Origin of the sequence: Streptomyces sp. NPDC017943 (genome assembly GCF_044328425.1) — a bacterium.
Classification (GTDB): domain Bacteria; phylum Actinomycetota; class Actinomycetes; order Streptomycetales; family Streptomycetaceae; genus Streptomyces; species Streptomyces djakartensis_A.
Genome location: NZ_JBIRHH010000003.1, coordinates 148628 through 173098, shown reverse-complemented (window position 1 = coordinate 173098; position 24471 = coordinate 148628). Strand labels below are relative to the sequence as shown.

Genomic DNA, 24471 nt, shown 5'->3' with positions numbered 1-24471 from the left:
TCAGCCGTTGTACTGGGCGAGGACCCGGGTGAAGTCCCACGGCTGCTGGGAGACGCCCGAGCAGGTGTCGGCCCCGCCGCCCGTGCAGGGCCGGTCGCGGTTGACCGACCAAAAGGTCAGCCGCGCCAGGTGACGCTGCTGGGCGTAGGCGAGGATCGTGCGGAAGTCGGCGACCGTCACGGTCTCGCCGTTGTCGGTGATGCCGTTCATCGAGGAGATGCCGGTGTGCCGGTAGGCCTGGTCGTCGCTGTATCCGTAGGCGTTCTTCACGGCGGTCTTGAGGCCCTCGGCGGCACGGACGCTCAGCCGGCCCATGTCCTGCCCGGCGCCGCCGAAGTTGAACGGCATGATCGTCCAGCTGTCGACGGTGAGCCCGGAGGCCGCGGCCCTGTCGATCAGGCCGGTGTCCGGTCCGTTCTGGCCGGTTCCGAAGGTGACGTACACCTTGAGGCCCGGGTTGTTCGCCTTGACGGTCTTCAGCGCGTCCACGGTCCGCTGCTGGACGGTCGGGCTGTCGTAGGCGGCCGCCTCGATGTCGATGTCGATGGCCTTGAGCCCGTAGGCGTCGACGACCTTCTGGTAGGCGGCGGCCAGTTCGCCCGCGCTGCCGCAGGAGCTCTCCAGCTTGTTGCCGCTCCAGCCGCCGAAGGACGGGATGACGTCGCCGCCGGCCGCCCGGACGGTGGTGACGGTCCGCTGGTCCACGCCCCCGGTCAGGGGCCGGCTGCCGTCCCACTGCGGGTTGCAGTAGCCGTTGCTGAGGACGAAGGCGAGCGTGAACCACTTGACGCCGGTCGCGTTCATCACGGTGGTCGGGTCGGGCGGGCTGCCCCAGCCGTTGTAGAGGTAGGGCGCCACCGCCATCGCGCCGGGGGAGGGGGCCGGACCGCCGGAGGTGGGGGCGGTCCACTTCTGGTTGGCGGCGCCGGTGCAGGTCCAGATCTGCAGTCTCGTGCCGTTGGCGGAGCTGTTGCCGGTGGCGTCCAGGCACTTGTCGGCCTGCGGGTTGACGATGTCCCGGGCGGAGGTGACGGTCCACTGCTGGGCGGCGCTGCCGTTGCAGTCCCAGAGCTGCACCTTGGTTCCGTCGGCGGTGGCGCCGGAGGCGACGTCGAGACACTTGCCGAGGGCCCGGACGGTGCCGTCGGCGGCCACGTCCCACTGCTGGGCGGCGCTGCCGTTGCAGTCGTAGAGCTGCACGGGCGTGCCGTTGGCCGTGGCGGCGCCGGCCACGTCCACGCACTTCCCGCCGAGCCCGGTGATCCGGCCCGTGGCTGCGGCCGCGCCGCTCGCGGGGACGCCGCCGAGGCCCACGAGGAGTGACGCCGCCGCGGTGATGCCGAGCAGGTGGCGTCCGGTGGAGCCGGCCGCGAGGTGTCTGATCATGGGGTCACGTCCGTTTCTGGCGGCGAGCACGGACGCGGGCACGTCATGGGCATGACACGCCGCAGCTCGCGCGCGCTCGCCGCGGGCCGGCCGCCGGGGCGGGGGTGGGGGGTGTGAGGGTGAGGCCTCGGGAAGCGGAGGGTCGGGGGAGGGGGCGCTTGGGGAATCCCGAGTCTTATTTCAGTTCATGATTTAAGAAGTGATGCAAGCGCGTGTCAAGGCTTTGGTACAGGCCAATCCCCGCTTCCTCGCGCCGTGTTGAGCGACGCCGGCCAGCGGACGAGTCGGTCGCCGATCTCCGAGCGGCCACCCCGACGGCGCCGCGACGGAAGCCCATCTTCCGTATCGGTGGCGGCAGTTGGCGGTGTGCCGTACCGCCCGCCGGGTATCCGGAACGCCTGCGGGAGCACACACCCTCAGCACACGGGAGGAACCGTCCATGTCACATCAGGACGCGCCGGAGCAGCACGGACTCGGCACACTCGAACCCGGCACCAGGCAGCGCGCCCAACTGCCGACCCGCGTCGCCGACATCGCCTGGAGCGCGCTGGCGGTGCTGGTCACGCTGTGGGCCGTCTGGGCCTCCGTCGGGGCGGTACGGGGGACGACCGCGTGGGGCTACTGCGCGGCCGCCTGGGTGCTGCTGGCCGTCGCCCTGACGATGCGCGTCCTCGCCGTCCGCCGCCGGGCCGGGGTGTGAGCGGGGAGCCCGCCCCGGCGAGCGAGCACCGCGGTCCCGCCGGGCAGCCGCCGTTGTCAGTGGTGGCTGCGAGGCTGGACGGCATGAACGGAGACGAGCAGCTGCTGCGGGGCCGGGTGTACGGCCACGACCACGACGACCCCGACCCGGGACCCCTGCCGCACCAGACGTACGCCGCGCTGACGGGCGGGCCGCTGGACGGACTGCTGCTGGACATCACCGGATGGCGCCCGGAGGAGGTCGACGACGGCGCCGCCCTGCCCACCGAGCTGGGACAGTTCCCCGGCGGCCGCTCCCTGTACGACCCGCGCCCCGGTGAACCCCGCGGCAGCGGCCCCGGAGTGAGCTGCCGCTTCTACTACTCCGGGGACACGCCCTGACCCTCGCGGACCTGCGGTGACAGGGCCCGGCCGGCCTTCCGGGGCCGTGGAGGCGCAGCCGGGGCGTCCGGCCGACGGGCCCCTTACGGTCCGGTCGGCGGACGAGGCAGAATTGGGTGCGCATGTATGCGTGAAGTCGGGGTAGACGGCCTTGCGCCGACCCGAGACGGGTCGGCGCCGAGCTGGACGGATGGGGAGGGAAGCATGATGGCGACAGCCATAGCTGCAGAAACGGACACGGACAAGGTGCGTCTGCCGGAGGTCGCCGATCCGTCGAAGGTCGCGCCCAAGGACGCTCGTGAGCTGTCCCGGATGTTCTTCGACCAGCTGGCCGTACTGGAGGAGGGCACGCCCGAATACCAGTACGCGCGCAACACGCTGATCGAGATGAACATGTCCATGGTCCGCTTCGCCGCCGGCCGGTTCCGCAGCCGCGGCGCGGAGGAGATGGAGGACATCGTCCAGGTCGGCATGATCGGCCTGATCAAGGCGATCGACCGGTTCGAGCTGACGCGCGAGGTCGAGTTCACCTCCTTCGCGATCCCCTACATCGTCGGCGAGATGAAGCGGTTCTTCCGTGACACCACCTGGGCCGTGCACGTGCCCCGCCGTCTTCAGGAAGCCCGCGTCCAGCTCGCCCGCGCCACCGAGGAACTGCGCAGCCGGCTCGGCCGCACCCCCACGGTGAAGGAGCTCGCCGAGCTCATGAGCCTGTCCGAGGAGGACGTCCGGGAGGCGCAGATCGCCTCCAACGGCTACAACTCCTCCTCCCTCGACGCCGCCCTGAGCACCAGCGACGACGGCGAGGCGGTCCTGGCCGACTTCATCGGCGCCGACGACCGCGCCCTGGAGCTCGTGGAGGACTTCCACGCCCTGGCTCCCATGGTCGCCGCGCTGGACGAGCGGGACCGGCAGATCATCCACATGCGGTTCGTGGACGAGCTGACCCAGGCGCAGATCGGCGAGCGTCTCGGCGTCTCCCAGATGCACGTCTCGCGGCTGCTGTCCCGCTGCCTGGCCCGGCTGCGTGAGGGCATGCTCGCCACCGGCTGACCCAGCCCGTCCACCTCGGATTCTCCAAGCCGCCAGGCCGGCCGGACTCGCTCCGGCCGGCCTGGCGGCTTTGTGCACACCTGGTGCACAGGGGCGTCAAACGTGTTCCCCCGGGTACGCGGGACGTGTGAACGGGGAGCGAGATCTCACGGTGGCCCTGGACGGAGACATAGCCAAGGCCCGCCACTTGGCAGCCGAGTTCCTGGCCCGGCACCAGGCGGAGCAGGGGCTGAACATCTCCCAGCGGAGCGTGGACCTGACGCAGCTGGTGGTCAGCGAGCTGGTCACCAACGTCCGCAAGTACGCGCCCGGCCGGGCCCGCATGGACCTGCGGATCGACGACGACGCGGTCGAGGTGACCGTGTGGGACTCGGATCCGGTGCTGCCGGTGGCCAGACCCGCCGACGCCGGACGGGTGGGCCAGCACGGCCTGGAGATCGTGAAGGCCGTCGCCCAGGACTTCGAGGCGCGCCGGGAGCCCGTCGGCAAGAGCATCACCGCACGCGTCGCCCTGCTGGACGGGCCCGACGACCTCAGGCCTTAGGGCACCGGCAGGCACGCGCCGGACATGCGCCGGACACGACGAAGGGCAGGGATACATCTCCCTGCCCTTCTCAACGTATAGCGCACATGGGGGCTTGCGGCAAGGCCCCCGTCACCCCGCACAATCGTCGACCGAGGCCGCGACCTGCGCAAACGGCGCGAGAGGTGCGTGTGCCGCTGACGGAAGGCAACGGGAGATGACCGAGCAGTACCTGCTGGACCTGCACGAGATCGACGCGACGCGGGCCGCGGACGTCGGAGGCAAGGCCGCACACCTGGGGGAGCTCTCGCGCATCGAGGGCATCGGCGTGCCGGGTGGTTTCTGCGTCACCACGGGCGCCTACCGACGCATCGTGGCGGGAGCGCCAGCCCTCGACGAGGACCTGGAACGCCTCGCGCGCACGGACGCGGACGACCCGGAGGCCGTGCGCACGCTCAGCGCACGGATCCGCCGGACCGTCGAAGCGATCGCCGTCCCCGACGACCTCGCGGCCGCGATCACCCGCGCTCTCGCCCGGCACGGGGAACAGGACGCCTACGCCGTGCGCTCCAGCGCGACCGCGGAGGACCTGCCGACCGCGTCCTTCGCGGGCCAGCAGGACACCTACCTCAACGTCGTGGGCCCCGATGCCATCCTGCGGCACATCAGCCGGTGCTGGGCCTCGCTGTTCACCGAGCGGGCCGTGACCTACCGTCAGCGCAACGGCATCGACCACCGGACGGTCCTCATGGCCGTCGTCGTGCAACGGATGGTCGTCCCGCACGCCTCCGGGATCCTGTTCACGGCCGACCCCGTCACGGGCAACCGGAAGGTCGCCACCGTGGACGCCGGCCTCGGCCTCGGCGAGGCCCTGGTCTCGGGCCTGGTGAACCCGGACGTCTACCAGGTGCGGGACAGTGGGATCGTCGCCAGAACGATCGCCGCCAAGGAACGCGCCGTACGGGCCCTGCCGGCCGGCGGAACACGGCAGGAGACCGTCGACCCGCGCGAGCAGAAGCAGCCGGCCCTGACCGACGCGCAGGTCCTGGAACTCGTCCGGACCGGACGCCGCATCGAGGCACACTTCGGCCGCCCCCAGGACATCGAGTGGTGCCTGGGCGACGACGGCTTCCGGATCGTGCAGAGCCGGCCGATCACCACGCTCTACCCCGTCCCGCGGGCCGCCGACCAGGACAACCACGTCTACGTCTCCGTCGGTCACCAGCAGATGATGACCGACCCCATGAAGCCGCTGGGCATCTCCCTGTGGCAGCTGACGGCCATGGCGACCATGCACGAGGCGGGCGGCCGGCTGTTCGTCGACGCCACCAGGGCCCTCGCCACGCCCACCGGCCGCGCCGGTCTCCTCGACGTCGCCGGCCGCTCCGACCCACTCGTGCGGGACGCCCTGGAGACCGTCCTCGACCGGGGCGACTTCGTCCCGTCGCTCCCGGACCCCCAGCCCGCCGGCCGGCCCGCGGGGCAGCCGGCCGACCCGGCCCCCATCCCGACCGACCCGGCGCTCGTCACGGAGCTGATCGCACGCAACGAGGCGTCCCTCGCCGACCTCGAACGCGGCATCCGGGACAAGACCGGACCGGCCCTGTTCGACTTCCTCCGGGAGGCGTTCGAGGAGCACAAGCGCATCCTCCGCGACCCGCTGAGCATGCAGGCGATCATGGCGGGGATGGAGTCCACGTGGTGGCTCAACGACAAGCTGGGGGAGTGGCTCGGCGAGAAGAACGCCGCCGACTCCCTCACCCTGTCCGCCCCGGGCAACATCACCTCCGAGATGGGCCTGGACCTCCTGGACGTGGCGGACGCCGTCCGGCCGCACCCGGAGGTGGTGGAACACCTGCGCGCCGTCCAGGGCGACGACTTCCTCGACGACCTGCCGAAACTGCCGGGCGGAGCCGAGGCACGCGACGCCATCGAGGCCTACCTGGACCGGTACGGCGTGCGCTGCGCCGGCGAGATCGACATCACCCGGCCCCGCTGGCGCGAGCGCCCCGGCACCCTCGTCCCGGCCATCCTCGACAACGTCCGCAACTTCGCACCGGGTGCCGCCAAGAGGCGGTTCGAGCAGGGGCTGCACGAGGCGCGGCAGAAGGAGCAGGAGGTCCTGGCCCGCTTGCGGGAGCTGCCCGACGGGGACCGCAAGGCCGACGAGACCAAGCGGATGATCGACCGGGTCCGCACCTTCATCGGCTACCGGGAGTACCCGAAGTACGGCATCATCCGCCGCTACTTCGTCTACAAGCAGGCCCTGCTCGCCGAGGCCGGGCGTCTCGTGCGGGCGGGGGCGCTCCCCGACCCGGAGGACGTCTTCTACCTGACCTTCGACGAGTTCGGCGAGGCCGTGCGCACGCACCGGGTGGACCACGAGCTCGTCCGGCAGCGCAAGGACGCGTTCCGCTCGTACCACGCGCTCACACCGCCCCGGGTCCTCACCTCGGACGGTGAGATGGTCAACGGGGCGTACCGGCGCGACGACGCCCCCTCCGGTGCCCTGATCGGCCTGGCCGTCTCCGCCGGGACCGTCGAGGGCAGGGCACGTGTCGTCCTCGACATGGCGCAGGCCGACCTGGAGGCGGGCGACATCCTGATCACGCCCTACACGGACCCCAGTTGGTCGCCCCTGTTCGTCGGCATCGCGGGTCTGGTGACGGAGGTCGGCGGACTGATGACGCACGGCGCGGTGATCGCCCGTGAGTACGGGCTGCCGGCCGTCGTGGGGGTGGACCGGGCCACCCGGCTGATCCGCGACGGGCAGCGCGTCCGGGTGCACGGCAGCGACGGATACGTCGAGATCCTCCCCTGACCGGCCGGGCCGCGCCGGAGGCCGTGCACCGCCCTCCGGCGCGCCCCGGCGTCCCGGCGCTCCGGGATCCCCCGGGGGCGACCGTCAGGAGTCCCGGAAACCGTTTCCCGTGCCGTCCCCCGGCGGCTACGTTGGGCAGCACCGGATCCCCGTGAGGAGTCGACATGGTCGGTCGCCCGAGCACGCGTTGACGCCGTGGCCGTCACCGGCCCGTCATCGTGTGCCGCCCTTGATGCCGCGGCGCAGCGAGCTGTCTCCTGCCCGAACCGCCGGGACCCGTCAACGGGTCCGGCGGCGGGCGCCGTTGCCGAGCACACAAGGGACTCCCGTGCCGTCCGACTCCTCCCCCGGGAACGACCTCCGCCGTCCCCCTTCCCTCCGCCTGGTGCGTGACGCCGACTTCCGCGGCCTCTGGCTGGGGCAGACCGCCTCCCAACTCGGCGAGCACGCCACCTCGGTGGTCCTGCCGCTCCTGGCCGTCCTGACGCTCCAGGCCGACGCCGGCCGGCTGGGCGCGCTGCGCGCGGTGGGGCAGGCGCCGATCCTGCTGCTCGCGCTCCTCGCCGGGGTCTGGGTGGACCGTTGGCGGACCCGCACGACGATGGCGCTCGCCGACGCCGGCCGGGCCCTCACCCTGGCCGTGGCGGCCGTGGCCTGCCTGTGCGGCCGGTTCGGGCTGCCCGGGCTGTTCGTCCTGGCCTTCACCGTCGGCGCCCTGTCCGTGTTCTTCGACGTGGCGTACCAGGCGTCCCTCGTCCGCCTGGTACGACGGGACCGGCTGCTGAGCGCCAACAGCGCGCTGGAGGGCAGTCGTTCGGCGGCCCAGATCGGTGGACCCGCCCTCGGCGGGGCGCTGGTGGCCCTGCTGCCGGCCCCTGCCGCCACGGCCTCCGGCGCGGTGCTCTTCACGCTGTCGTTCCTGGCGATCAGGCGGATCCGAGTAACCGAAGCGCTGTCGGAGGGTCCTGCGCGGCCGCCCCGGGTCCGGCAGGGCGTCGTCGAGGGGCTTCGCTTCGTCGCCCGGGACGGGCTGCTGCGCGCGGTGTGCCTGGCCTCGGCGGCCTTCCAGTTGTCCTTCGCGGCCCTGATGACGGTCTACTTGCTCTTTCTGCCGCGCGAACTTCACTTGTCGGGCACGGTGGTGGGCCTGACGCTCGCGGTGGCGGGGCCCGGCGCGCTGCTGGGTTCGGTGCTGGCGGCTCGGCTGCCCGTCCGCTTCGGGTACGGCCCGATGCTCGTGGGCGCGGCGGCAGTCGGCGACGCCGCCTTCCTCTGCGTGCCCGCGCTGCACGGCTCCTCCGCGCGGACCGTGGCCGTCCTCCTCGTGGTGGGCCTCGTCTTCGGGTGCGCGGGCCAGTTGGTCAACGTCGCCCTCATGGCGGTCCGTCAGACCGCGACCCCCGACCGGATGCAGGGGCGGGTCGCCGCGACGATCACCTTCGTCGGGATGGGACTGACACCGCTCGGCTCCCTGATCGGCGGGCTGCTCGCGGGGGAGTGGGGGCTGCGCACCGGTCTGGTGACGACGGCCGCGGGCATGATGCTGTCCCCCGCGATCATGGCGCTGTCGCCCCTGGCCCGCCTGGGCCGGGAACTCCCGTCCCTCCACCGGGAGTCGGGGTCGGCACGGCGGTCGTGAGACGCCGGCGGTCGTCCCGGAGCCTTCGCCCGGCGAGACGGAGTCCTTGGCCCGGCGAGACGGAGTCCGCAGACGAATTCGAGTCAGTGACGTTTGTGCGGCCGGATTCGGCGCACCCGTTGAGTTAACAAGTTCTTTATACGACGAAGTGGAGACGGACCATGGGCATCATTGCTTGGATCTTCATCGGGCTTCTCGCCGGCGCCATCGCCAAGGCCCTGATGCCGGGCAAGGACCCGGGCGGCATCATCATCACCATGCTCATCGGCATCGCCGGCGGGCTGCTCGGCGGCTGGCTCGGCAAGGTCATCTTCGGTGTCGACTCCATCGACGGATTCTTCAACCTCTCCACCTGGATCGCCGCGATCGTGGGCTCGCTCATCCTGCTGGCCCTCTACCGCGTGATCACCGGCAACCGTCACTCGCACCGTCACGCGTAACCCGCTTCGCCCGGCATACGCCCCCTGGGCTCTGCCCCCACTCCGAACGGCTCCCCTCCCCTCGCGGGACGGGAGCCGTCGGTGCGTCCGGGGTCGTGGACGGCGTCGTCCACCCGGTCCTGCCGAGCCCCACCGAGCCCGGGTCGGCCGTGTGACACGGTGCCGGGTGCCGGCCCCGGTTCCCGGATCCCGACGGGGGGTCGGGGGCATGCTGGGAGCCGTCGCCGAGGACGCTCGTCGCGGACACCGCGGCGACCGGCGGGCTTCGTGGGGCACGACAGGCGAGGGGCACGGGTGACGGACGACCGGCAGGCCGACGGCCCGCCCGCGGCGGACGCGGGTGAGGCGGAGGCGGGTGAGGTGGAGGCGGACAACGCGGATGCGGGTGTCCTGGCGGACCGCCTGAAGGAGCGCATCTACGCGACGATCACGATGATCGCCGTGGTGGTCGGTCTGTCGCTCGGCGACGTGGAGTCCCTCGGTGCTCTCGCCACGGTCCTGACGACGGCCCTGGGCCTGTGGCTGGCGGCGTTCGTCGCCGACCAGCAGGCGCACCGTACGGTCCACCGCCGCTTCGCGACCGGTCGCGAGCTGCGGCGCATGCTGTACGTCAGCAGTCCGTTGCTGTCCTGCGCCGTCGGCCCGGCGCTGCTGATCGGACTCGCGGCCCTGGACGTCCTGCCCCTGGACACCGCGCTGTCGGCCGCGGCGGGCGTGGCCGTCGTGTCGCTGTTCCTCTGGGGCTGCCTGGGCGGGCTGCGCATGGGAGGCGGTGTGCCGACCGCGATCCTCGCCGGCGTCGTGGACGCGGCGATCGGCGTGGCCGTCGCCCTGGTGAAAGCGGCAGCCGGGCACTGACGGAGCTGCTTCCCGCAGGGAGAGCCCGGCGTGGGCGCCGCCGTGGGGCGTCAGCCGTTCTGCTCGACCAGCCGGCTGAAGGAGGACATGCACGGCGTGCAGTGCCGGTCGGCGTCGATCTGATCGGGTCGGGCCGGCTCCAGCGGCCGTCCGCACAGGGTCACCGTGCCCTGCTTGGCTTTCACGTGCCACACCATGGCCGTGCCGGGCTCGTCGGGGCCGGGGCACATCTCGTACATGCTTCCCCCATAGGACAGGCATTCGTTCCGTCCAGCTGACCGCACCGGGGGGTTCCGCGCCGCGTGAGGGCGGCCGTTCGGGTGAGGCGCTCCGGAAGTCCGGGGCGTCAGGGGTCGAGCAGGTCGGTGGTCGACCAGGTCCAGGAAATCCACGACACGGTCGCCGCCGCCTCCTCCTGACGCGGCACCGGCGCACGGGTGAGCCGCCCCCCGGGCCGCATCCGAAGTGGCTCGGTCCGCCGCTGCGCGCGCTGGTGGACCCTCGCGGACCACGGGCACCGGCCGACGCAATACAATCCGGTCGCATGTCGAAGCCTGACGAGCTGATCGTTGACATCGCCGCCCGTGTGGAGTCCGGGCAGAGCACTCGGATGTCCCTGACCGTGGTCACCGGTGGTGCCGTCATCACCGGTCGCCTGGCACCCGAAGCCGTGTGGCGCCAGCGGGTGTCCGAGGTGCTGACCGACTCCGCCCACCTCGGCGAGTTCTCCGCCGTCTTCGAGGCCCCCGACAAGAAGGACGGGCCGCCGACCCATCTGCACTTCCACGTGGCCCGGATCCTCCAGGGGACCGTGGGCATCCCCGAGACGGGCGGGATGTACCGGGTGGCCATCGAGGACGTCAGCGCCTGGACGGTGGGTGACTTCAGCTATTCGGACCAGACGACGCGCTGATCCGCCGTCGTCCGAAGAACCCCCGGAGCCCCTCGCGGCCCGGCCGGCTCCGTCCGGCCGGGCCGTTCCCGTCCGCACGGTGGTCACCCGGCACGTGGCGTGTGGCGCCGCCTGCTTCCCGACAAAGTGACGTCCCGACGCGTTGCAACGGCGCCGGGGCCCGGCCGGTACGACGCGGGTGTTCGTGTGGGAAGACGGCGGCGGCCTGCCGGCGAAGGGCCGCAATGGTTGAAGCCTCGGCCCTGCCGTGCCCGGCGTGAACTGCGCCCGCACGCGGGGGATGTGTCCGCACCCCTGCAACACACTCCCTGTCCGAAACAGACGCCCGCTTTTGCGTGCGAGGCCGAGGCAGGACAAGTTCAGTTCTCGAACACACCGTCAGCGGAACCACGGTGGTTGTCGACACTCCTCGAACCGACCTACCTACGAACGTGAGGATGATCCATGATCAAGCGGGTCATACGGGCCGGCGTCGCTCTCTTCGCCGTCACCTTGTCGAGCTCCGTCCTCTCGGCCCCGGCCGCCCAGGCAACCTCCCTCACCCCCGCCCCGGCGTGTGTCGCCGTGTACGAGAGCTGGCGGTATCTCAGCGCCTCCAACAACTGCGGTGACACCGTGCGTGTGAAAGCCGTCTACCAGGACGGCGCCACGGGCCCGTGCCACACGCTCGCCCCGGGAGCCGTGAGCACGGTCGGTGAGGGCTATCTGGGTCAGCACGGCCGCGTCGATCACCTCGCCCTCTGCGAGGACGTCTGAGGTGCCGGCTCAGCAAGGGCTGCGCCACACCCCGAGTTCCGGCTTCTTCACCATGGACGACAGCCCCAGCCGGCGGGACTCGGCGCAGAACGTGCTCCGCGGCTCGGTGTACTCCACGTGGAACACCGCCTTGCCGGCCTCGACGAACGGGGAGAGCGCGGAGCACTCCTCGTACTGGGCGCACTCCTCGTTGACGGCGAAGTCGAAGTGGTCCACGAGCTGGGGGATCTGGGGCAGGTCGTTCTTCAGCCCCACCGACAGCCCCCGCTCGTGGGCGACGGCCGCGATCATGCGGTTGTACGTCAGCTGATCGCGGGCGGTGAGCGGGAAGCCGGTGTCGTTGCCGTAGCCCTCGACCAGATCGGGCTCCACCGCGTCGAAGCCCTTGTCGCGGCACATGTCGAAACGGCGCTCCATGATCGGCCGCAGCACGTCCACCTGCCGGATGTCCAGCCACCGTTCGCCCTTCCAGCCGTTGGGCCGGCCGAGCACGGAACGCGGGAACGCCGTGTGGTCCGGCCGGAAGTCCTCCCACGCGCCGACGTTGACGTAGCAGATGACCTTCCGGCCCGCGCGATGCAGCCGGGCCACGTCCGCGGCGGAGTTCTCGAAGCCGTCGATGTCGTACACGGGCACGTCGGCCGACGGGTCCGCCCGGCCGTCGAGTTGCCACTGCCAGGCGAGGCCCGGGCGCGGCTTCCAGCGGGGTCCGGCCGGCGCCGTCTGCGGCGCGGTCGTCGCCGTGCCGTGCGCATCGGGGGTCCGTCCCTCGCCGCCGGAGCATCCCGTCAGCGCCGCGGCCGCCGCCAGCACGGCCAGCAGGGCGGCACGGGACCGGGCACCCGTCACTGTCCCGCCCCACGGAGAGCCGGTGTCAACTGGGCCCACGGATTGGGTGGTTCACCCGTCACCGGGCCGCACACCGCCGCGCCGCGCTCGTGCGCGGTGCGCACGGCGAGCGGGACCAGCGCGTCGGGCACCCCGTAGACGAGGTGGCACAGCCGCTCGGGTGGCCGGCGTGCGGCCCAGGCCGGGCGGCTGAACGCGGAGACGTACGTCGACCAGTGGCCCTCGAAGGTGACCGTCAGGTCGGCGAGGCGGGTGTAGCCCGGCTCCGGGTGGACGCCGGGGTTGAGGACCACCGTCGCCGAACCCGCCCTGCGCAGGGTCCGCACGAGCCGGCGGCAGGCCGCGAGCCCGTCGGCCGTCGCGGTGACACGGTCGAGGAAGCAGCCGTCCGTCGCGTACCACTCCTGGTGGCGGCGCACGTCCTCGACCACGTCCTCGGGATCGCGCACGCCGTAGTCGGTGTCGACGTAGCCCAGCAGCCGCGTCCCCGCGTCCCGCAGGGCGGCGGCCGCCGCGGTGAAGGCCGGGTCGGGGGCCTCGCCCGGGCCGCTGGCCGGGTTCAGGACGACCCCGTAGGTGCGCGGCGCGGCACTGATCAGCCGGTGCCACGCGCCCGGGTCCTCGGCCGGGTGGACGTACAGGGGGATCAGCAGACTCACGGTGTGCGGCCCCCTTCCCACAGCGCGGTCAGCGCCTCGCCGAGGGTGTGGGCCGGGCGCCAGCCCAGGGCCTCCTCGGCGGCGGCGATGTCGGAGCACTGCCACGACACCCGGGCGGAGCGGGCCGAGCCCGCGGTGCTCGCGGTCGTCTCCTCGATCCGGCCGCGGAACCCGGCCAGGGCGGCCAGGTCCCGTACCAGGTTGCGGACCGGGACGGCCCGGCCCCCGCCGACGTTCAGGACCGGCGGCAGGGGGGCCGGGGCCGTGGTCGCGAGGACTGCGGCCCGGGCCACGTCGCGCACGTCGACGAAGTCCCGGTGGGCGGACAGGTCGCCCAGCCGCAGCACCGCCTCCGGGTCGTCGCCGGCCTCGCGCAGCAGGGCGGCGATCCGGCCGGGCAGGCCGGTGGGCGGCGCTCCCGGACCCACCGGGTTGCCCACGCGCAGCACCACCGCGTCCAGGCCGGATCCGGTCACGGCGAAGGTGCCCGCGAGCTTGGTCGCGCCGTAGGAGCCGACGGGGCGGGTGGCCGCCGACTCCGTGTCTCTGCCGCCGGGCGCTCCCGGGCCGTACTCGGCGGCCGAACCCAGGTGCACCAGACGGGCCGCGGGGGCCGCCTCGCGCAGCGCGGCGCACAGCACCGCGGGGCCGCGGGCGTTGACCTCGGCCAGGGTGACGGCGTCGCCGCCGGTCGCGCCCGCGCAGTTGACCACGGCGTCGGGCGCGGCCCGGGCGAGGGTCTTCGCCAGCTGCTCCGGGCCGACGCGGGCCAGGTCCACGTCGACGTCGGCGGCCGGCGACCGGCCGCCGCCGAGGACCAGCGCGCCCGGCAGCGCGCGCAGCCGCTCGGCGACGTGGGCGCCCAGGTAGCCGGTGGAACCCAGGACGAGGATGCGCATGAGGTGCTCAGGCTCCCTTGAGCAGAAGGGACTTGCGGGTGGTGAACTCGGCGTTGGCCTGGTCGTAGTCGTCCGGGCGGCCGATGTCCAGCCAGTAGCCGTCGAACTCGTAGGCGTGCGGCTGGTTGTCCGACTTCAGCAGGTCGAGGACCAACTCGTCGAATCCGAGCGGCAGTCCGGGCGTGTAACCGTCCAGCGTGGCGCGGGAGAGGCCGTAGACGCCCATGGATACGCGGTAGTCCATGCTCGGCTTCTCGGTGAACGCCACGACCCTGCTGGCGTCGGTGGTGAGCACCCCGAAGTCGATGTGCACCTTGCGGGCGTAGGTGGCGATGGTCAGCGGCGCGCCGGAGCCGCGGTGCCGGTGCAGGACGTCGGCGTAGTCGAGGTCGGTCAGGACGTCGCCGTTCATCACCAGGAACGTCTCGGGCAGCCGGTCGCGCAGGGTGAGCAGCGGGCCCATGGTGCCCAGCGGGCTCTCCTCGGTGGCGTAGTCGACGGCCAGGCCCCACTGCGAACCGTCGCCCACGTAGGCGCGGATGATCTCGCCGAGGTGGCCGATCGCGATGGTGCAGCTGGTGAAGCCGGCGGCGGAGAGCTGGCGCAGCACGATCTCCAGGATGGCGTGCTGGTCGCCGATGGGGACGAGCGGCTTGGGCAGCGCCGTGGTGTAGGGCCGCAGCCGGACGCCCTTGCCTCCCGCCAGGATCACTGCGTGCATCGTGGGCTCCTCCTTCGTGAACGCTTCGGGGACGTGTGTGACGCATGACGTACGTGACCTGCATGACGTGCATGGCGTGCATGACCCGCATGCGATGCAGGAGATGCGAGGACGGGACGGACGAGGTCCTCGGGGGTCAGATGTTGTAGATGCCGGTCTTGTAGCGGGCGAGGTTGGCGGGGTCGCGGAAGAACGCCACCGTGCGGTCCAAGCCCTCCTCCAGGGTGTGGGCCGGCTGCCAGCCGGTCGCGGCGGCGAGCCGGCTCGCGTCGGCGACCAGGCGCATCACCTCCGAGTTGGCCGGCCGGATGCGGCTCTCGTCCTCGCGCACGTCGAGCGGGGTGTCCATCACCTTGCCGATCAGGGCGACGAGGTCGCCGACCGAGATCTCGCCGCCCGTACCGGCGTTGAAGGTGCGCCCCACGACCTTCCCGGCCGGTGCGGTGCCGACGGCGAGGAACGCCTGGGCGGTGTCCTCGACGAAGGTGAAGTCCCGGGTGGGGCGCAGGTCCCCGAGGGTGATGGTGCGCTCGCCGGCGGCGACCTGGCCGATGACGGTGGGGATGACCGCCCGCATCGACTGGCGCGGCCCGAAGGTGTTGAAGGGCCGCAGTGTGACGACGGGGGTGTCGAAGCTGGCGTGGTAGCTGTCGGCGAGCCGGTCCCCGCCCGCCTTCGAAGCGGCGTACGGGGACTGGGTGTGGATGGGGTGGTCCTCGGTGATCGGCACGGTCTGCGCGGTGCCGTACGTCTCGCTGGTGGAGGTGTGCACCAGCCGGGGCGTGCCCAGGGCGCGCACGGCCTCCAGCACGTTGAGGGTGCCGGTGACGTTGGTGTCCACGTAGCTGTGCGGTGCCTGGTACGAGTAGGGGATCGCGATGAGGGCGGCCAGGTGGTAGGCGGTGTCGGCGCCTTCGAGGAGGCCGCGGACGGACCCGGGGTCCCGTACGTCGCCGAGGACGATCTCCACGTGGTCCAGGACGTCCGGGTGCAGGGTCTCCAGCCAGCCGTAGGAGGAGAAGGAGTTGTACTGGGCCATGGCCCTCACGCGGTGGCCGGAGGCGACCAGGGCCTCGGTGAGGTGCGAGCCGATGAAGCCCTCGGCTCCGGTGACGGCGGCGAGCGGTGCGGAGGTCAACTGGGTGGTCCCTTCGATCGGTCGGGAGGTGAGCGGAGGAGGAGGCGTGTCAGATGTGCGGGGAGGGCCGGCCGAGCAGCCGCAGCGCGCACGCTGTCAGGCACACGGCGGCGGCCCCGCACGCGAGCGGAAGCGCCGGGCCGATGCCCGGTGGCAGACGCAGGAGCACCACGGCCGCCGGCCCCGCGGCCGCCGCGAGACAGATCGCGGCCGACGGCCAGGCCGCCCCGAAGGCCTGCAGCAGCAGCGCCGTCCACAGCACGGCCGCCAGGAGCAGCAGGGTGACCGGATCGGCGCCCGTGAGCAGGGCCGCGGGCAGCAGCGGGGCGAGGTACACGAGCAGGCAGAGGCCGAGGATGCCGGCCGAGCGCAGCAGGAAGCCGGCGGGTGTGGCGGTGGCGCGCAGCGCGGCGACCGACAGCCCGCGGTAGCGGTACAGCAGCCATTCCGCGGGCCCCATGCTCAGCGTCAGGACGATCACCGCGTACGGCTCCTCGCGCCCCTCCAGCAGCACCAGCACCCCGGCGGCCAGTCCGAACAGGCCGTACGGCAGCGACCACCGCAGGCGTGGGCTGCCCGCCCCGGCGGCGGCCGGGACGGCGAGGACGCCGTGCAGGACCCGTGCGGTGACGGCGAGCGTGGCGAGCAGCGCCAGCGCCGGCAGGCCGGTGCGGACCACGGGGCCGGGATCCCACCAGGGCAGCACGGCGGCACCCGCGGGCAGCGGGCCGAGCGCGGCCAGCAGCAGCCGTTCCCTGCCGAGCACGAGAAGCACACCGGCGGCGGCCAGATAGGCGGACTGCGCGGCGGCCACCAGCGTCACCCACCCGCCCCCGGCGAGCAGCGCGGCGATCGCCGTGGCCACGACCGCGCCGGCCGGGGCGCCGGCCAGGAGAGTACGACCCGCCTCCCGGCGCCCGGTCGTCAACCGCAGGTGCGCGCGGTGACCGAGGGCCTGCCCCCACGCCCAGGAGACCAGCCCGGCGACGACGAGTGGGGGAACGTTTCCGCCGGCGTCCCACAGCGGAGCGGTCAGAAGGTAGGCGAGCCCCGGCAGGGCGAACAGCACACCGCGCAGCAGGCAGCGCACGGTGTCGGGGCGCCACGGGTCGGCCGCGGCAGCGGGCTCGGGGAAGGTGCGCGGCACCCGTTCGTACAGCGCGGAGGCCAGGGAGAACAGGTTCGGGTGACCGTAGCGCTCGTTGATCACGGAGGCGGACAGCCCTTCCGCCTCCAGGAGCGCGGCCACCTCGTAGGGGTGCACGGCAGGCCCTATGCGGTCGGCGAGTTCGGCGGCCAGTTCACTGACCGCCCGCTCGTCGGGGCCGCTGCGCGGGAGCCGGACGGCGAGTGTGGCGTCGTCGAGGGCCCAGCGCGGGCGGCGGCGCGGCGGGCGAGGGCCGGCCAGCCGGATGGCCAGGGTGTCCTGCTCGGAGCCCCCGGGCTCCAGGGATATCGGCCCGCTCACAGGGCGAGACTTCCGGTGCCGTGGACGGCCGGTGCGGGGATCCTGACCGCGGTGGGCATGGCCGTCGGCTCCTGTTCGGGGTGGGCGAGCTCCAGGTATACGGAGCGAAACGTGTCAATGGTCTGGCGGAGCGTGAACTGTTCGATGACCCGCAGCCGGGCCGCCTCGCCCATGGCCCGGCGCCGGCCGGCGTCGCCGAGCAGTTCCAGCGCGGCCGCGGCCATCGCCTGCGGATCGCGCGGGGGGACGACGAGCCCGGTCTCCCCGACGGCCTCGCGCACGCCGCCCACATCGGTCGATACGGTCGCCCGGCCGCAGGACATGGCTTCGATCAGCGTGAACGGGAAGCCCTCGCTGATGCTGGAGAGCATGACCACGTTCCCCGCCGCGTAGGCGTCCTTGATGTCCTCCACGCGCCCCTCGAAGGTGACGGCGTCCGCGTGCCCGAGTTCGGCGGCCAGCGCCTCGCAGCGTTCCCGGTAGGCCTCGCCACCGCGCGGGGTTCCGCCGAACAGGCGCAGCCGCGCCTGGGGAAGGCGCGCCCGGACGAGGGCGAAGGCGCGGATCAGGGTCTCCAGGTCCTTGATGGGGTCGACGCGGCCCGCCCAGCTGAGCGTGGGGACCTCGGGCTCCGGGCCGGCCGCCGGGAAGGCCGCCGGGTCGACGCCGTTGTAGACGGTGCGGATCGACCCCGGGTCGGCGCCGCCCTCCTCCTCCCACAGCCGGTTGTAGCGGTTGCCCGGGGTGATCAGGGCGGCCCGCAGGTAGCTCTCCCGCGCCAGCAGCCGGAAGAACCCGAGGATCACGGCCTTCACCGGCCACCGGTAGGGCGCGGTGCGGTAGCCGAGGTAGCGCTCGCGCAGATAGACGCCGTGCTCGGTGAGGAGCAGGGGCACACCGTGGTCCGCCAGTGCGGCCAGCCCCGGCAGCACGGCGACCCCGCCGCTGACCGCGTGCGCCACCCCGCTCTCGGGCGCCGGGGCGGCCAGCGGGCGCAGGGCGTGCTCCAGCAGCGCGGTCGCGGTGAGCGCGTCGTGCAGGGTCGGCCGGGCCTCGCGGACGGCGAGGCCGGGGCGGTTCCACAGGGCGGTGAGGATCGTGACGGCCCGGTCACCGCGCAGGAAGGCGCTCAGCGTGCCGTCCGGCGCGGTGCGCGCCAGCGCGTACAGGGCGGGCGCGAACCCGTCCTCGGCGTTCGGGTCCAGCAGCGCGGTCACGAACTGCTCGTAGGCGGCGGCGAGTCGGCCGCGCGCCCGGCCCCGGGGCGGGCGTCCCTCGGGCGGGGCGCCCCACATGGGGACGGACAGCACGCCCGACACGTGCGCGGGCAGGTCCCACACGACCGGCTCCCGTCCGGTGCCGGTGACGGCGACGATGTCGAAGTCGAGGTCGGGCATGCCCTGGACGAGCTGGTCGCACCAGACGCTGACACCGCCGTGGCTGTGCGGGTAGGTGCCTTCGGTGAGCAGGGTGACGCGCGTCGCTCGGGTGGGTCGCGCGCCCTGGGGAAAGGGCATCGATGTGCTCCACGGCTGAGGTGTGGGGTGGTTCGGGCCGGACCCGGCCGCCGCCCAGGGGACGGCCGGGACCTTCGGTCGGTGCGGGGCGCGGCTGCGCCGCTCAGCCGTCTGCGGTGTGGCCGACCGGGCCGGTGATGCCCGGCGTGACCCGCGCCGGCGCCTCGGTCACGCCCACCGGGACCCGGGTGCGCGGCGCGGGGCGGGTCACCCGGGCCGGTCCGGTGGTGTCGTCGACCGCCCGGGCGGCGGACGCCGGCAGGGTGAAGACGAGAGGCGTGCCCGCCGAGGAGGTCCAGCCGGACACGGCACCCGCGTACGCCTGGCCGAACGCCGTGCCGCGCAGGGTGCTGCCGGCCGGAAGGGTCGCGGTCACCGCCACGCCGGCCGGGGCGTCGACGCTCACCGTGGTGCCGATGCGGTACGCCGTGACGTTCCCGGCGCGGAGCGCGGCCCGCCAGTCGGCGCGGCGCTTCAGCTCGACGCCGATGTCGCGCATCCGCGGGTTCAGCAGCGGCGTGTTGTCGGCGAACAGGGCCTTGTAGCCGTCCAGGACGCCGTCGAGGACGGGGTAGGCGATGCGGTCCTCGGCGAGGTTGGACTGGTGGATGAAGTGCGGCTTGGGATCGTTGGACAGCACGTGGCCGAGGGCGATCCGGGTCTCCAGCGGCACGATGTGGCCGGCGTAGCCGGTGGCGGTGTCCAGGGGCGCCGGCAGGCAGGTGGTGGTGCCCGGGTTGTCCTCGCAGATGCCGCTGCCGCCCTGGGCGCGGCTGGTGTAGATCCAGTTGTACTCGTCGACCTGCTCGGCCGCCCGGCCGGCGTTGTAGAAGACGTTCATCGGGTAGCGCGGCACGGTCGTGGCCGGGCCGACCCGGCGCTGGTCCGGCTCGCGGGAGTTGTCCGAGCCGAGCCAGGCGATGCCGTTGTCGCCCAGGGCGGGGGCCAGGTTGGGGTTGTCCTGGGGCTGCTGCGGGAGGACCTTCATGCCCGAGTGCTCACCGGTGACCAACTCGTCGTTCACCAGCGGCAGCAGGGCGAGCTGGCCCCAGACCCGGTTGACGGCGATCTCGTCGGAGATGTCGTAGCGGCTGGTCCAGCGGGTGCTGCCGTCGGGGTTGGTGGCGCACTTCCACGGCACCACGGAGGTGTCCTGCACACAGCCGAGGAAGGGGTGCGAGTAGGTGTGGTTGATCCAGCGGAACTCGCCCCGCCGCGCGATCAGCCGGTCGGCGAGCGGATCCCGGCCGTTGTTGTCCTCGCGGTGGTCGACGCTGCCGGCGCCGTTGTAGGCGAAGTCGAGGGTGAAGCCCTTGCTGTCCTGCCACGTGACGGCGTGGTCCACGTCGGCGGCCGTCATCCGGATGGGGTCGGGCGTCGCGCCGGGGTCCGTGCAGTCGACGTCGCCCGGTGTGCAGTTGAGGGCGCTGTTCCACCGGTCGTCGGCGGCGAAGACGTCGTCCACGTGCACCGAGAAGTAGTTCCGTGCGGCGCCCAGGTGCACCCCGCCGGTCATCCATTCGACGATGCCCCGGGCCAGGAGCCGGAACTGCTGCTGGTACCGGTTGTAGACGAAGGTGACGACCAGTTCCCGTCTCCCGTCGTGCCGGTACTCGCCGACCAGCGTGCCCTTGGCCGTCCGGCCCGGGATCGCGGCCTCCACGTACGGCGTGAAGTCGGCCCCCGCCACGGGCTTCGACAGGTAGGCGTAACTCTCGCCCACGGCCGGGTCGTTGTCCTCGAAGGGCACCGCACCGTCGAGGTAGCCGAAGGGGCCGGACCGGCCCGCGGCGGTCACCTGGGCCTGCTCGCCGTCGAGACTGCCGGCGTAGCCGCCGTTCACCGGGTACTGGAGGCCGGCCTCGGGACGTGCGTAGGTGTAGGCGTCCACCTGCGGGATGTCGTACGTCCGCTCGTAGGCCGCGAGTGCGGCCATCTCGGCGGAACCGGCCGGGAACGGATTGTCGTTGGGGAGCACCACGGCCTGGAACCTGGCGCGCGGCCGGCCGTCGACGGTGTCCGCGAGGAAACCGGCGTCGATCACGGTCCGGCCGGACTGCGTCAGGTCGATCGTGGTGTACGGCGTGCCCGCCGCGGCCAGTTCGGCGGCGATGGCGTCGGTGGACGGTCCGCCGTCGCTCACCACCAGCACCCGCAGATCGATGCGGGGCGTGGGATCGGCGTGCGCCGCGCCGGCCGGCAGGCCCAGTGCGGCGATGAGCGCGCCCACCGTGACCGCGGTGGTGCGTATGGTCCGCTTCATGCGGTGATGTCCCCTCCCGGGCAGGGGTGGGCACGGCTCCCGTGGAGCGGACGCACCCCCTTGCGCGCCGCCGGCGTCCCCCTCAGAAGCCGGTTCGTCACGCATCCGTCGCGTCACATAGTGAGGTCTGTGTGGAGATTTCGAGGTCCTGTTGCACAACATGACGAAAAAGCGCAGGTGTCGAACGGGGGCGTTCCGGAAGGGAGGGGGAGCGCCTCGGATCGCCGGGGGAGCCCGGAGCGGGCGGCGGTGAGGGCGTCGCCGCTGGTCCGGGCCGTGTGCGGCGCACCGGCGGGCCGCGGGGGCCCACCGGTCGTCGTGCCAGTGGTCCAGACCGGTACCCGGAGCCGGGCAGGGCGACTTTCAGGTCACGGGCGCCGGGCTCCCCGGGGAGGTCAGGCGCAGAGCACGCGGGTCACGGGGCTGTACACCGGGCCGCCGCTGACGTTCGTGGAGTCGCTGAACTCGGAGTAGAAGTAGGAGTAGAAGCCGATGTTGCCGTTGCAGCCGGAGTCGGCGGCGATGTCCAGCTTCAGGGTGACCGTGCGGCTCTGGCCGGGCGGGATGGTGGTGCCGTAGTTGCCGCCGAGGTTGGCCGGGCCGGTCCCCGCACAGGGGGTGGCGCCGTTCGCGGTGGCCAGGGTGCAGCCGGAGAAGCTGAACTTCAGGTCGGGCCGCTGCGTGGTCAGCCAGGTCGGCTCGATCGTCTGGTACACGAACCAGACGTCGTAGGTGTGGTGGTTGGTGAGCGTCATCGACAGGTTGACCGTGCCGCCCGGGGTGGCGGTGGCGCTGTCGGTGGCGAAGGTCAGCTCGGCCGCGGCCGGATCGACCGCGGTCGCGGAGGGGGCCAGGCCGAACACGGCCAGTACGGCGGCGAGGACGGCGCCGAGCCCGAAACGTCTCATCAGGGGTGATCGCATGGCCAGGGAGGCTAGGCAGGGCCGGCCGCACCGTCTGCCCCACGCGGCACCGGCCGCGGAACGCCCGGCCGGAAGTGTTCAGGGCGTGCGTGAGATGTGACGCAGATGTGGAGTCGCGGGGACGTGGGCGATCGCCCAGGTGATCGGCGCGCAGGAGGAACCCGCGGAGCCCTGCGTGGAACCGGCTGTCGCCGGGGCGCCGGAAGATGACATTGGCGCGTATGAGCCGCGCCCCGCCCACCCGGCTTCCGTACGGCCCATGGCCATCTCGGCCATCCGTCGGTTTCCGGCCGGTGGCCTGGTGGCCCTGTAGCCCGGTGACCCGCCGCAGGTGCCGCAGGTGGCGGGCCGAACCGGTCATCCACCGGACCAGGTCTCACAGCGCCCGGATCGCCGCGTGCAGCGCGTCCGCCGTGGGGGCGATGACGAGGCCCCCCTCCCGCAGCCCGGCCGGGAGGTGACGACGGTCGTCCTCGTCGAAGATCAGCGCAGACCCGTCCTGCGGCACGATCACCGCCCCGAGGGCGGTCTCCGCACACCCTGCCACCTCCGTGATCCGCCGGGCAGCCCCTTCTGACATGCGGCGATGTGACGAGCCGCATGGAGCTGCGCGGCCCGGGCCGGGCGTGCTTCGCGCGGTTCGGGGGACACGAGGCGGTATGGCGAGAAATGGCGGGAACAGAGTGCTGGCGGAATCGGCGGGCCAGGGGGCGGCCCCGGAGGGAACGGCGCTCAAGCGGGCGCTGACGACCCCGCTGCTGTACTTCTTCATCCTGGGCGACGTCCTCGGCGCGGGTGTCTACGTACTGGTCGGGCAGGTGGCGGCCGACGCCGGGGGAGCGGTGTGGGTGCCGCTCGTCGTCGCCCTGCTGCTGGCACTGCTGACGGCCGCCTCCTACGCCGAGCTGGCCACGAAGTACCCCCGGGCCGGTGGAGCCTCGCACTACGCCACGCGCGCGTTCGGACCGTTCGCCGGCTTCGTCGCGGGCTTCTGCATGCTGGCCGCGGGCATCGTCTCCGTGGCCGCGCTCGCCCGCGGCTTCGGCGGCGACTACCTCTCGGCCTTCGTGACCCTGCCCGTCGGCCTCGTCGCCGTCCTGTTCCTGGCCCTTCTCGCCCTGGTCAACGCGCGGGGCATCAAGGAGTCGACCCGGGCCAACGTCGTCGCCACCGTCATCGAGGTGGGCGGGCTGATCGTCATCGTCGTCCTCGGCGCGTGGCTGCTGCTCCGCGGCGACGGCGACGTCGGACGGCTCACGCAGCTGGGCACCCCCGAGAAGGGCGCGGCCGCCGCCGTCCTGAGCGGCTCGGTGCTGGCCTACTACTCCTTCGTCGGCTTCGAGACCTCCGTCAACGTCGCGGAGGAGACCCGCAACCCGAGGCGCTCCTACCCCCGCGCCCTGTTCGGCGCCCTCGCCACCGCCGGAGCGGTGTACGTCCTGGTGGGCATCGCCGCGTCCGCCGCGGTACCGACCGCCCGGCTGGCCGGGTCCAGTGGCCCGCTGCTGGAGGTCGTGCGGGAGGCGGGGGGTGTGCCGACCCGCCTGTTCAGCGCCATCGCGCTCGTGGCCGTCGCCAACGGCGCGCTGCTCACCGGCATCATGTCCTCCCGCCTCGCCTACGGCATGGCGAGGGACGGGCTGCTGCCGGCCGCGCTGACCAAGGTGCTGCCCGGTCGCCGCACGCCGTGGGCCGCGATCGCCGTCACCTCCCTGCTCGCGATGCTGCTGGCACTGACCGGCAGCGTCGCCACCCTCGCCTCGACCCTGGTCCTGCTGCTCCTGATCGTCTTCCTCATGGTCAACACGGCCGTGCTGGTGCTGCGCCGCGACACCGGCGAGGCCGACCACTTCCGGGCCCCGACCGTCCTGCCGGTCCTCGGTATCGCCTCCTGCGTCCTGCTGGCCACGCAGATCGAGGCGGACGTGTGGCTGCGCGGCCTCGTGATCGTCGCCGTCGGCATGGTCCTCGGCGCGGTGAGCGCGGCGCGGCGCGGCAAGCGGGCCGAGGAGGGCGCGCGCGACACCGTTTGAGCCCGGCGCGGGAAGCGGCTGCCAGGCCGGAACGGGCCGGGAGTGAGCGGCGGGAGCCGGGGAAGACGTGGTCGAGGTCGGAGTGCTCGACGCGGGCTGTGCCCGCCCGAAGGGAAGGACGTGGGTGTGCCCGGGGTGCCTGGCCTCCTGCTCAGGAGAATGACCGTGGTGTCGTGCCGGACGAGACGGACGGTGCGCACGACGGTGCACAACGCCCTGTCCACTCTCGGTCAGGTTCGCCCCTGCCCCTACTGCCGGGCCTGGATCGCGCCCCGGAGCGTCGTCTGCCCCGGCGGCCACCGCCTGGGCTGAGCACCCGGCGGCCACCGACCGGGCCGAGCACCCCCGGCGCGCGCCGACCCCGTGCCCTCGACCGCGGCCCCGCGGGAGGCAGCTTCGCGGACGGCGGTCGCCGAGTGGCCGCGCCGGGCGTTTCCGGGGGACGCTGGAGAAGGGCTGCGACCGGCATGCCCCGGCGGTCCTGGGTCACCGGGAGGGCGGCGGCCGGCCCGGCGGCGGATGGGAGAAGGCC

Annotated in this window: 23 protein-coding genes; 11 read left to right on the top strand and 12 right to left on the bottom strand. The window is 73.0% G+C overall.

Annotated elements, in window-relative coordinates:
• The gene (locus tag ACH4C6_RS10080) at window positions 1–1386 is read right to left on the bottom strand and encodes a ricin-type beta-trefoil lectin domain protein (RefSeq protein ID WP_398108083.1); all 1386 of its coding nucleotides are present in this window, start codon (window positions 1384–1386) and stop codon (window positions 1–3) included.
• Between the two features lie 439 nt (window positions 1387–1825).
• On the opposite strand from ACH4C6_RS10080, the gene ACH4C6_RS10075 reads away from it, so the two are divergent.
• From ACH4C6_RS10075 to ACH4C6_RS10040, 8 genes are all read left to right on the top strand, one after another.
• On the top strand, window positions 1826–2086 hold the full coding sequence (locus ACH4C6_RS10075) for a hypothetical protein (protein WP_398108082.1): 261 nt from the start codon (window positions 1826–1828) through the stop codon (window positions 2084–2086).
• A gap of 83 nt (window positions 2087–2169) precedes the next feature.
• Window positions 2170–2466 carry a hypothetical protein gene (locus ACH4C6_RS10070; protein WP_398108081.1) on the top strand — a complete coding sequence of 99 codons (297 nt, stop codon included), beginning with the start codon at window positions 2170–2172 and terminating at the stop codon, window positions 2464–2466.
• Between the two features lie 207 nt (window positions 2467–2673).
• Window positions 2674–3519, top strand: coding sequence for an RNA polymerase sigma factor SigF (locus tag ACH4C6_RS10065; RefSeq protein WP_333930574.1), 846 nt, complete (start codon window positions 2674–2676; stop codon window positions 3517–3519).
• A 127-nt stretch (window positions 3520–3646) separates the two neighbouring features.
• On the top strand, window positions 3647–4063 hold the full coding sequence (locus ACH4C6_RS10060) for an ATP-binding protein (RefSeq protein ID WP_398108080.1): 417 nt from the start codon (window positions 3647–3649) through the stop codon (window positions 4061–4063).
• Between the two features lie 196 nt (window positions 4064–4259).
• Window positions 4260–6863, top strand: a complete 2604-nt coding sequence (gene rph, locus ACH4C6_RS10055) for a rifamycin-inactivating phosphotransferase (RefSeq protein ID WP_398108079.1) — start codon at window positions 4260–4262, stop codon at window positions 6861–6863.
• Between the two features lie 382 nt (window positions 6864–7245).
• Entirely contained in the window at window positions 7246–8502 is a 1257-nt protein-coding gene (locus ACH4C6_RS10050; protein ID WP_398108696.1) for an MFS transporter, read from the top strand.
• A 161-nt stretch (window positions 8503–8663) separates the two neighbouring features.
• The gene (locus ACH4C6_RS10045; RefSeq protein ID WP_398108078.1) at window positions 8664–8942 is read left to right on the top strand and encodes a GlsB/YeaQ/YmgE family stress response membrane protein; all 279 of its coding nucleotides are present in this window, start codon (window positions 8664–8666) and stop codon (window positions 8940–8942) included.
• A gap of 294 nt (window positions 8943–9236) precedes the next feature.
• The gene (locus ACH4C6_RS10040) at window positions 9237–9800 is read left to right on the top strand and encodes a hypothetical protein (RefSeq protein ID WP_398108077.1); all 564 of its coding nucleotides are present in this window, start codon (window positions 9237–9239) and stop codon (window positions 9798–9800) included.
• A gap of 50 nt (window positions 9801–9850) precedes the next feature.
• Here ACH4C6_RS10040 and ACH4C6_RS10035 read toward each other — a convergent pair whose 3' ends face one another.
• Entirely contained in the window at window positions 9851–10039 is a 189-nt protein-coding gene (locus tag ACH4C6_RS10035) for a hypothetical protein (RefSeq protein WP_398108076.1), read from the bottom strand.
• A 305-nt stretch (window positions 10040–10344) separates the two neighbouring features.
• On the opposite strand from ACH4C6_RS10035, the gene ACH4C6_RS10030 reads away from it, so the two are divergent.
• Window positions 10345–10713, top strand: a complete 369-nt coding sequence (locus ACH4C6_RS10030; RefSeq protein WP_398108075.1) for a hypothetical protein — start codon at window positions 10345–10347, stop codon at window positions 10711–10713.
• 444 nt (window positions 10714–11157) lie between these two features.
• Entirely contained in the window at window positions 11158–11469 is a 312-nt protein-coding gene (locus ACH4C6_RS10025; RefSeq protein ID WP_398108074.1) for an alpha-amylase, read from the top strand.
• 9 nt (window positions 11470–11478) lie between these two features.
• Here the strand turns inward: ACH4C6_RS10025 and ACH4C6_RS10020 are convergent, their stop codons facing one another.
• The 10 genes from ACH4C6_RS10020 to ACH4C6_RS09975 all read right to left on the bottom strand — a co-directional run bounded on the left by ACH4C6_RS10020 (window position 11479) and on the right by ACH4C6_RS09975 (window position 22486).
• Window positions 11479–12318, bottom strand: coding sequence for an endo alpha-1,4 polygalactosaminidase (locus ACH4C6_RS10020; protein ID WP_398108073.1), 840 nt, complete (start codon window positions 12316–12318; stop codon window positions 11479–11481).
• A complete protein-coding gene (locus ACH4C6_RS10015; RefSeq protein WP_398108072.1) occupies window positions 12315–12977 on the bottom strand; it encodes a spherulation-specific family 4 protein in 663 nt (220 codons plus the stop codon). Before ACH4C6_RS10015 ends, ACH4C6_RS10020 begins: the two co-directional genes overlap by 4 nt.
• On the bottom strand, window positions 12974–13876 hold the full coding sequence (locus ACH4C6_RS10010; protein ID WP_398108071.1) for an NAD-dependent epimerase/dehydratase family protein: 903 nt from the start codon (window positions 13874–13876) through the stop codon (window positions 12974–12976). The genes ACH4C6_RS10015 and ACH4C6_RS10010 overlap by 4 nt, the downstream gene beginning before the upstream one ends.
• 7 nt (window positions 13877–13883) lie before the next feature.
• Window positions 13884–14597, bottom strand: coding sequence for an NDP-sugar synthase (locus ACH4C6_RS10005; protein WP_398108070.1), 714 nt, complete (start codon window positions 14595–14597; stop codon window positions 13884–13886).
• 136 nt (window positions 14598–14733) lie between these two features.
• Window positions 14734–15735, bottom strand: coding sequence for a GDP-mannose 4,6-dehydratase (locus ACH4C6_RS10000; RefSeq protein ID WP_398108069.1), 1002 nt, complete (start codon window positions 15733–15735; stop codon window positions 14734–14736).
• A gap of 49 nt (window positions 15736–15784) precedes the next feature.
• Window positions 15785–17203 carry a hypothetical protein gene (locus ACH4C6_RS09995; RefSeq protein ID WP_398108068.1) on the bottom strand — a complete coding sequence of 473 codons (1419 nt, stop codon included), beginning with the start codon at window positions 17201–17203 and terminating at the stop codon, window positions 15785–15787.
• Window positions 17200–18720, bottom strand: coding sequence for a GT4 family glycosyltransferase PelF (pelF, locus tag ACH4C6_RS09990; protein ID WP_398108067.1), 1521 nt, complete (start codon window positions 18718–18720; stop codon window positions 17200–17202). Before pelF ends, ACH4C6_RS09995 begins: the two co-directional genes overlap by 4 nt.
• A 103-nt stretch (window positions 18721–18823) precedes the next feature.
• Window positions 18824–20983, bottom strand: coding sequence for a hypothetical protein (locus tag ACH4C6_RS09985; protein WP_398108066.1), 2160 nt, complete (start codon window positions 20981–20983; stop codon window positions 18824–18826).
• Between the two features lie 395 nt (window positions 20984–21378).
• On the bottom strand, window positions 21379–21891 hold the full coding sequence (locus ACH4C6_RS09980; RefSeq protein WP_398108065.1) for a hypothetical protein: 513 nt from the start codon (window positions 21889–21891) through the stop codon (window positions 21379–21381).
• Between the two features lie 391 nt (window positions 21892–22282).
• Window positions 22283–22486 (bottom strand): hypothetical protein, encoded by a 204-nt coding sequence (locus ACH4C6_RS09975; protein ID WP_398108064.1) that lies wholly within the window; start codon window positions 22484–22486, stop codon window positions 22283–22285.
• 103 nt (window positions 22487–22589) lie between these two features.
• Between ACH4C6_RS09975 and ACH4C6_RS09970 the strand changes: the two genes are divergently transcribed.
• On the top strand, window positions 22590–23939 hold the full coding sequence (locus tag ACH4C6_RS09970; protein ID WP_398108063.1) for an APC family permease: 1350 nt from the start codon (window positions 22590–22592) through the stop codon (window positions 23937–23939).
• The last annotated feature ends 532 nt before the right edge of the window (window positions 23940–24471 follow it).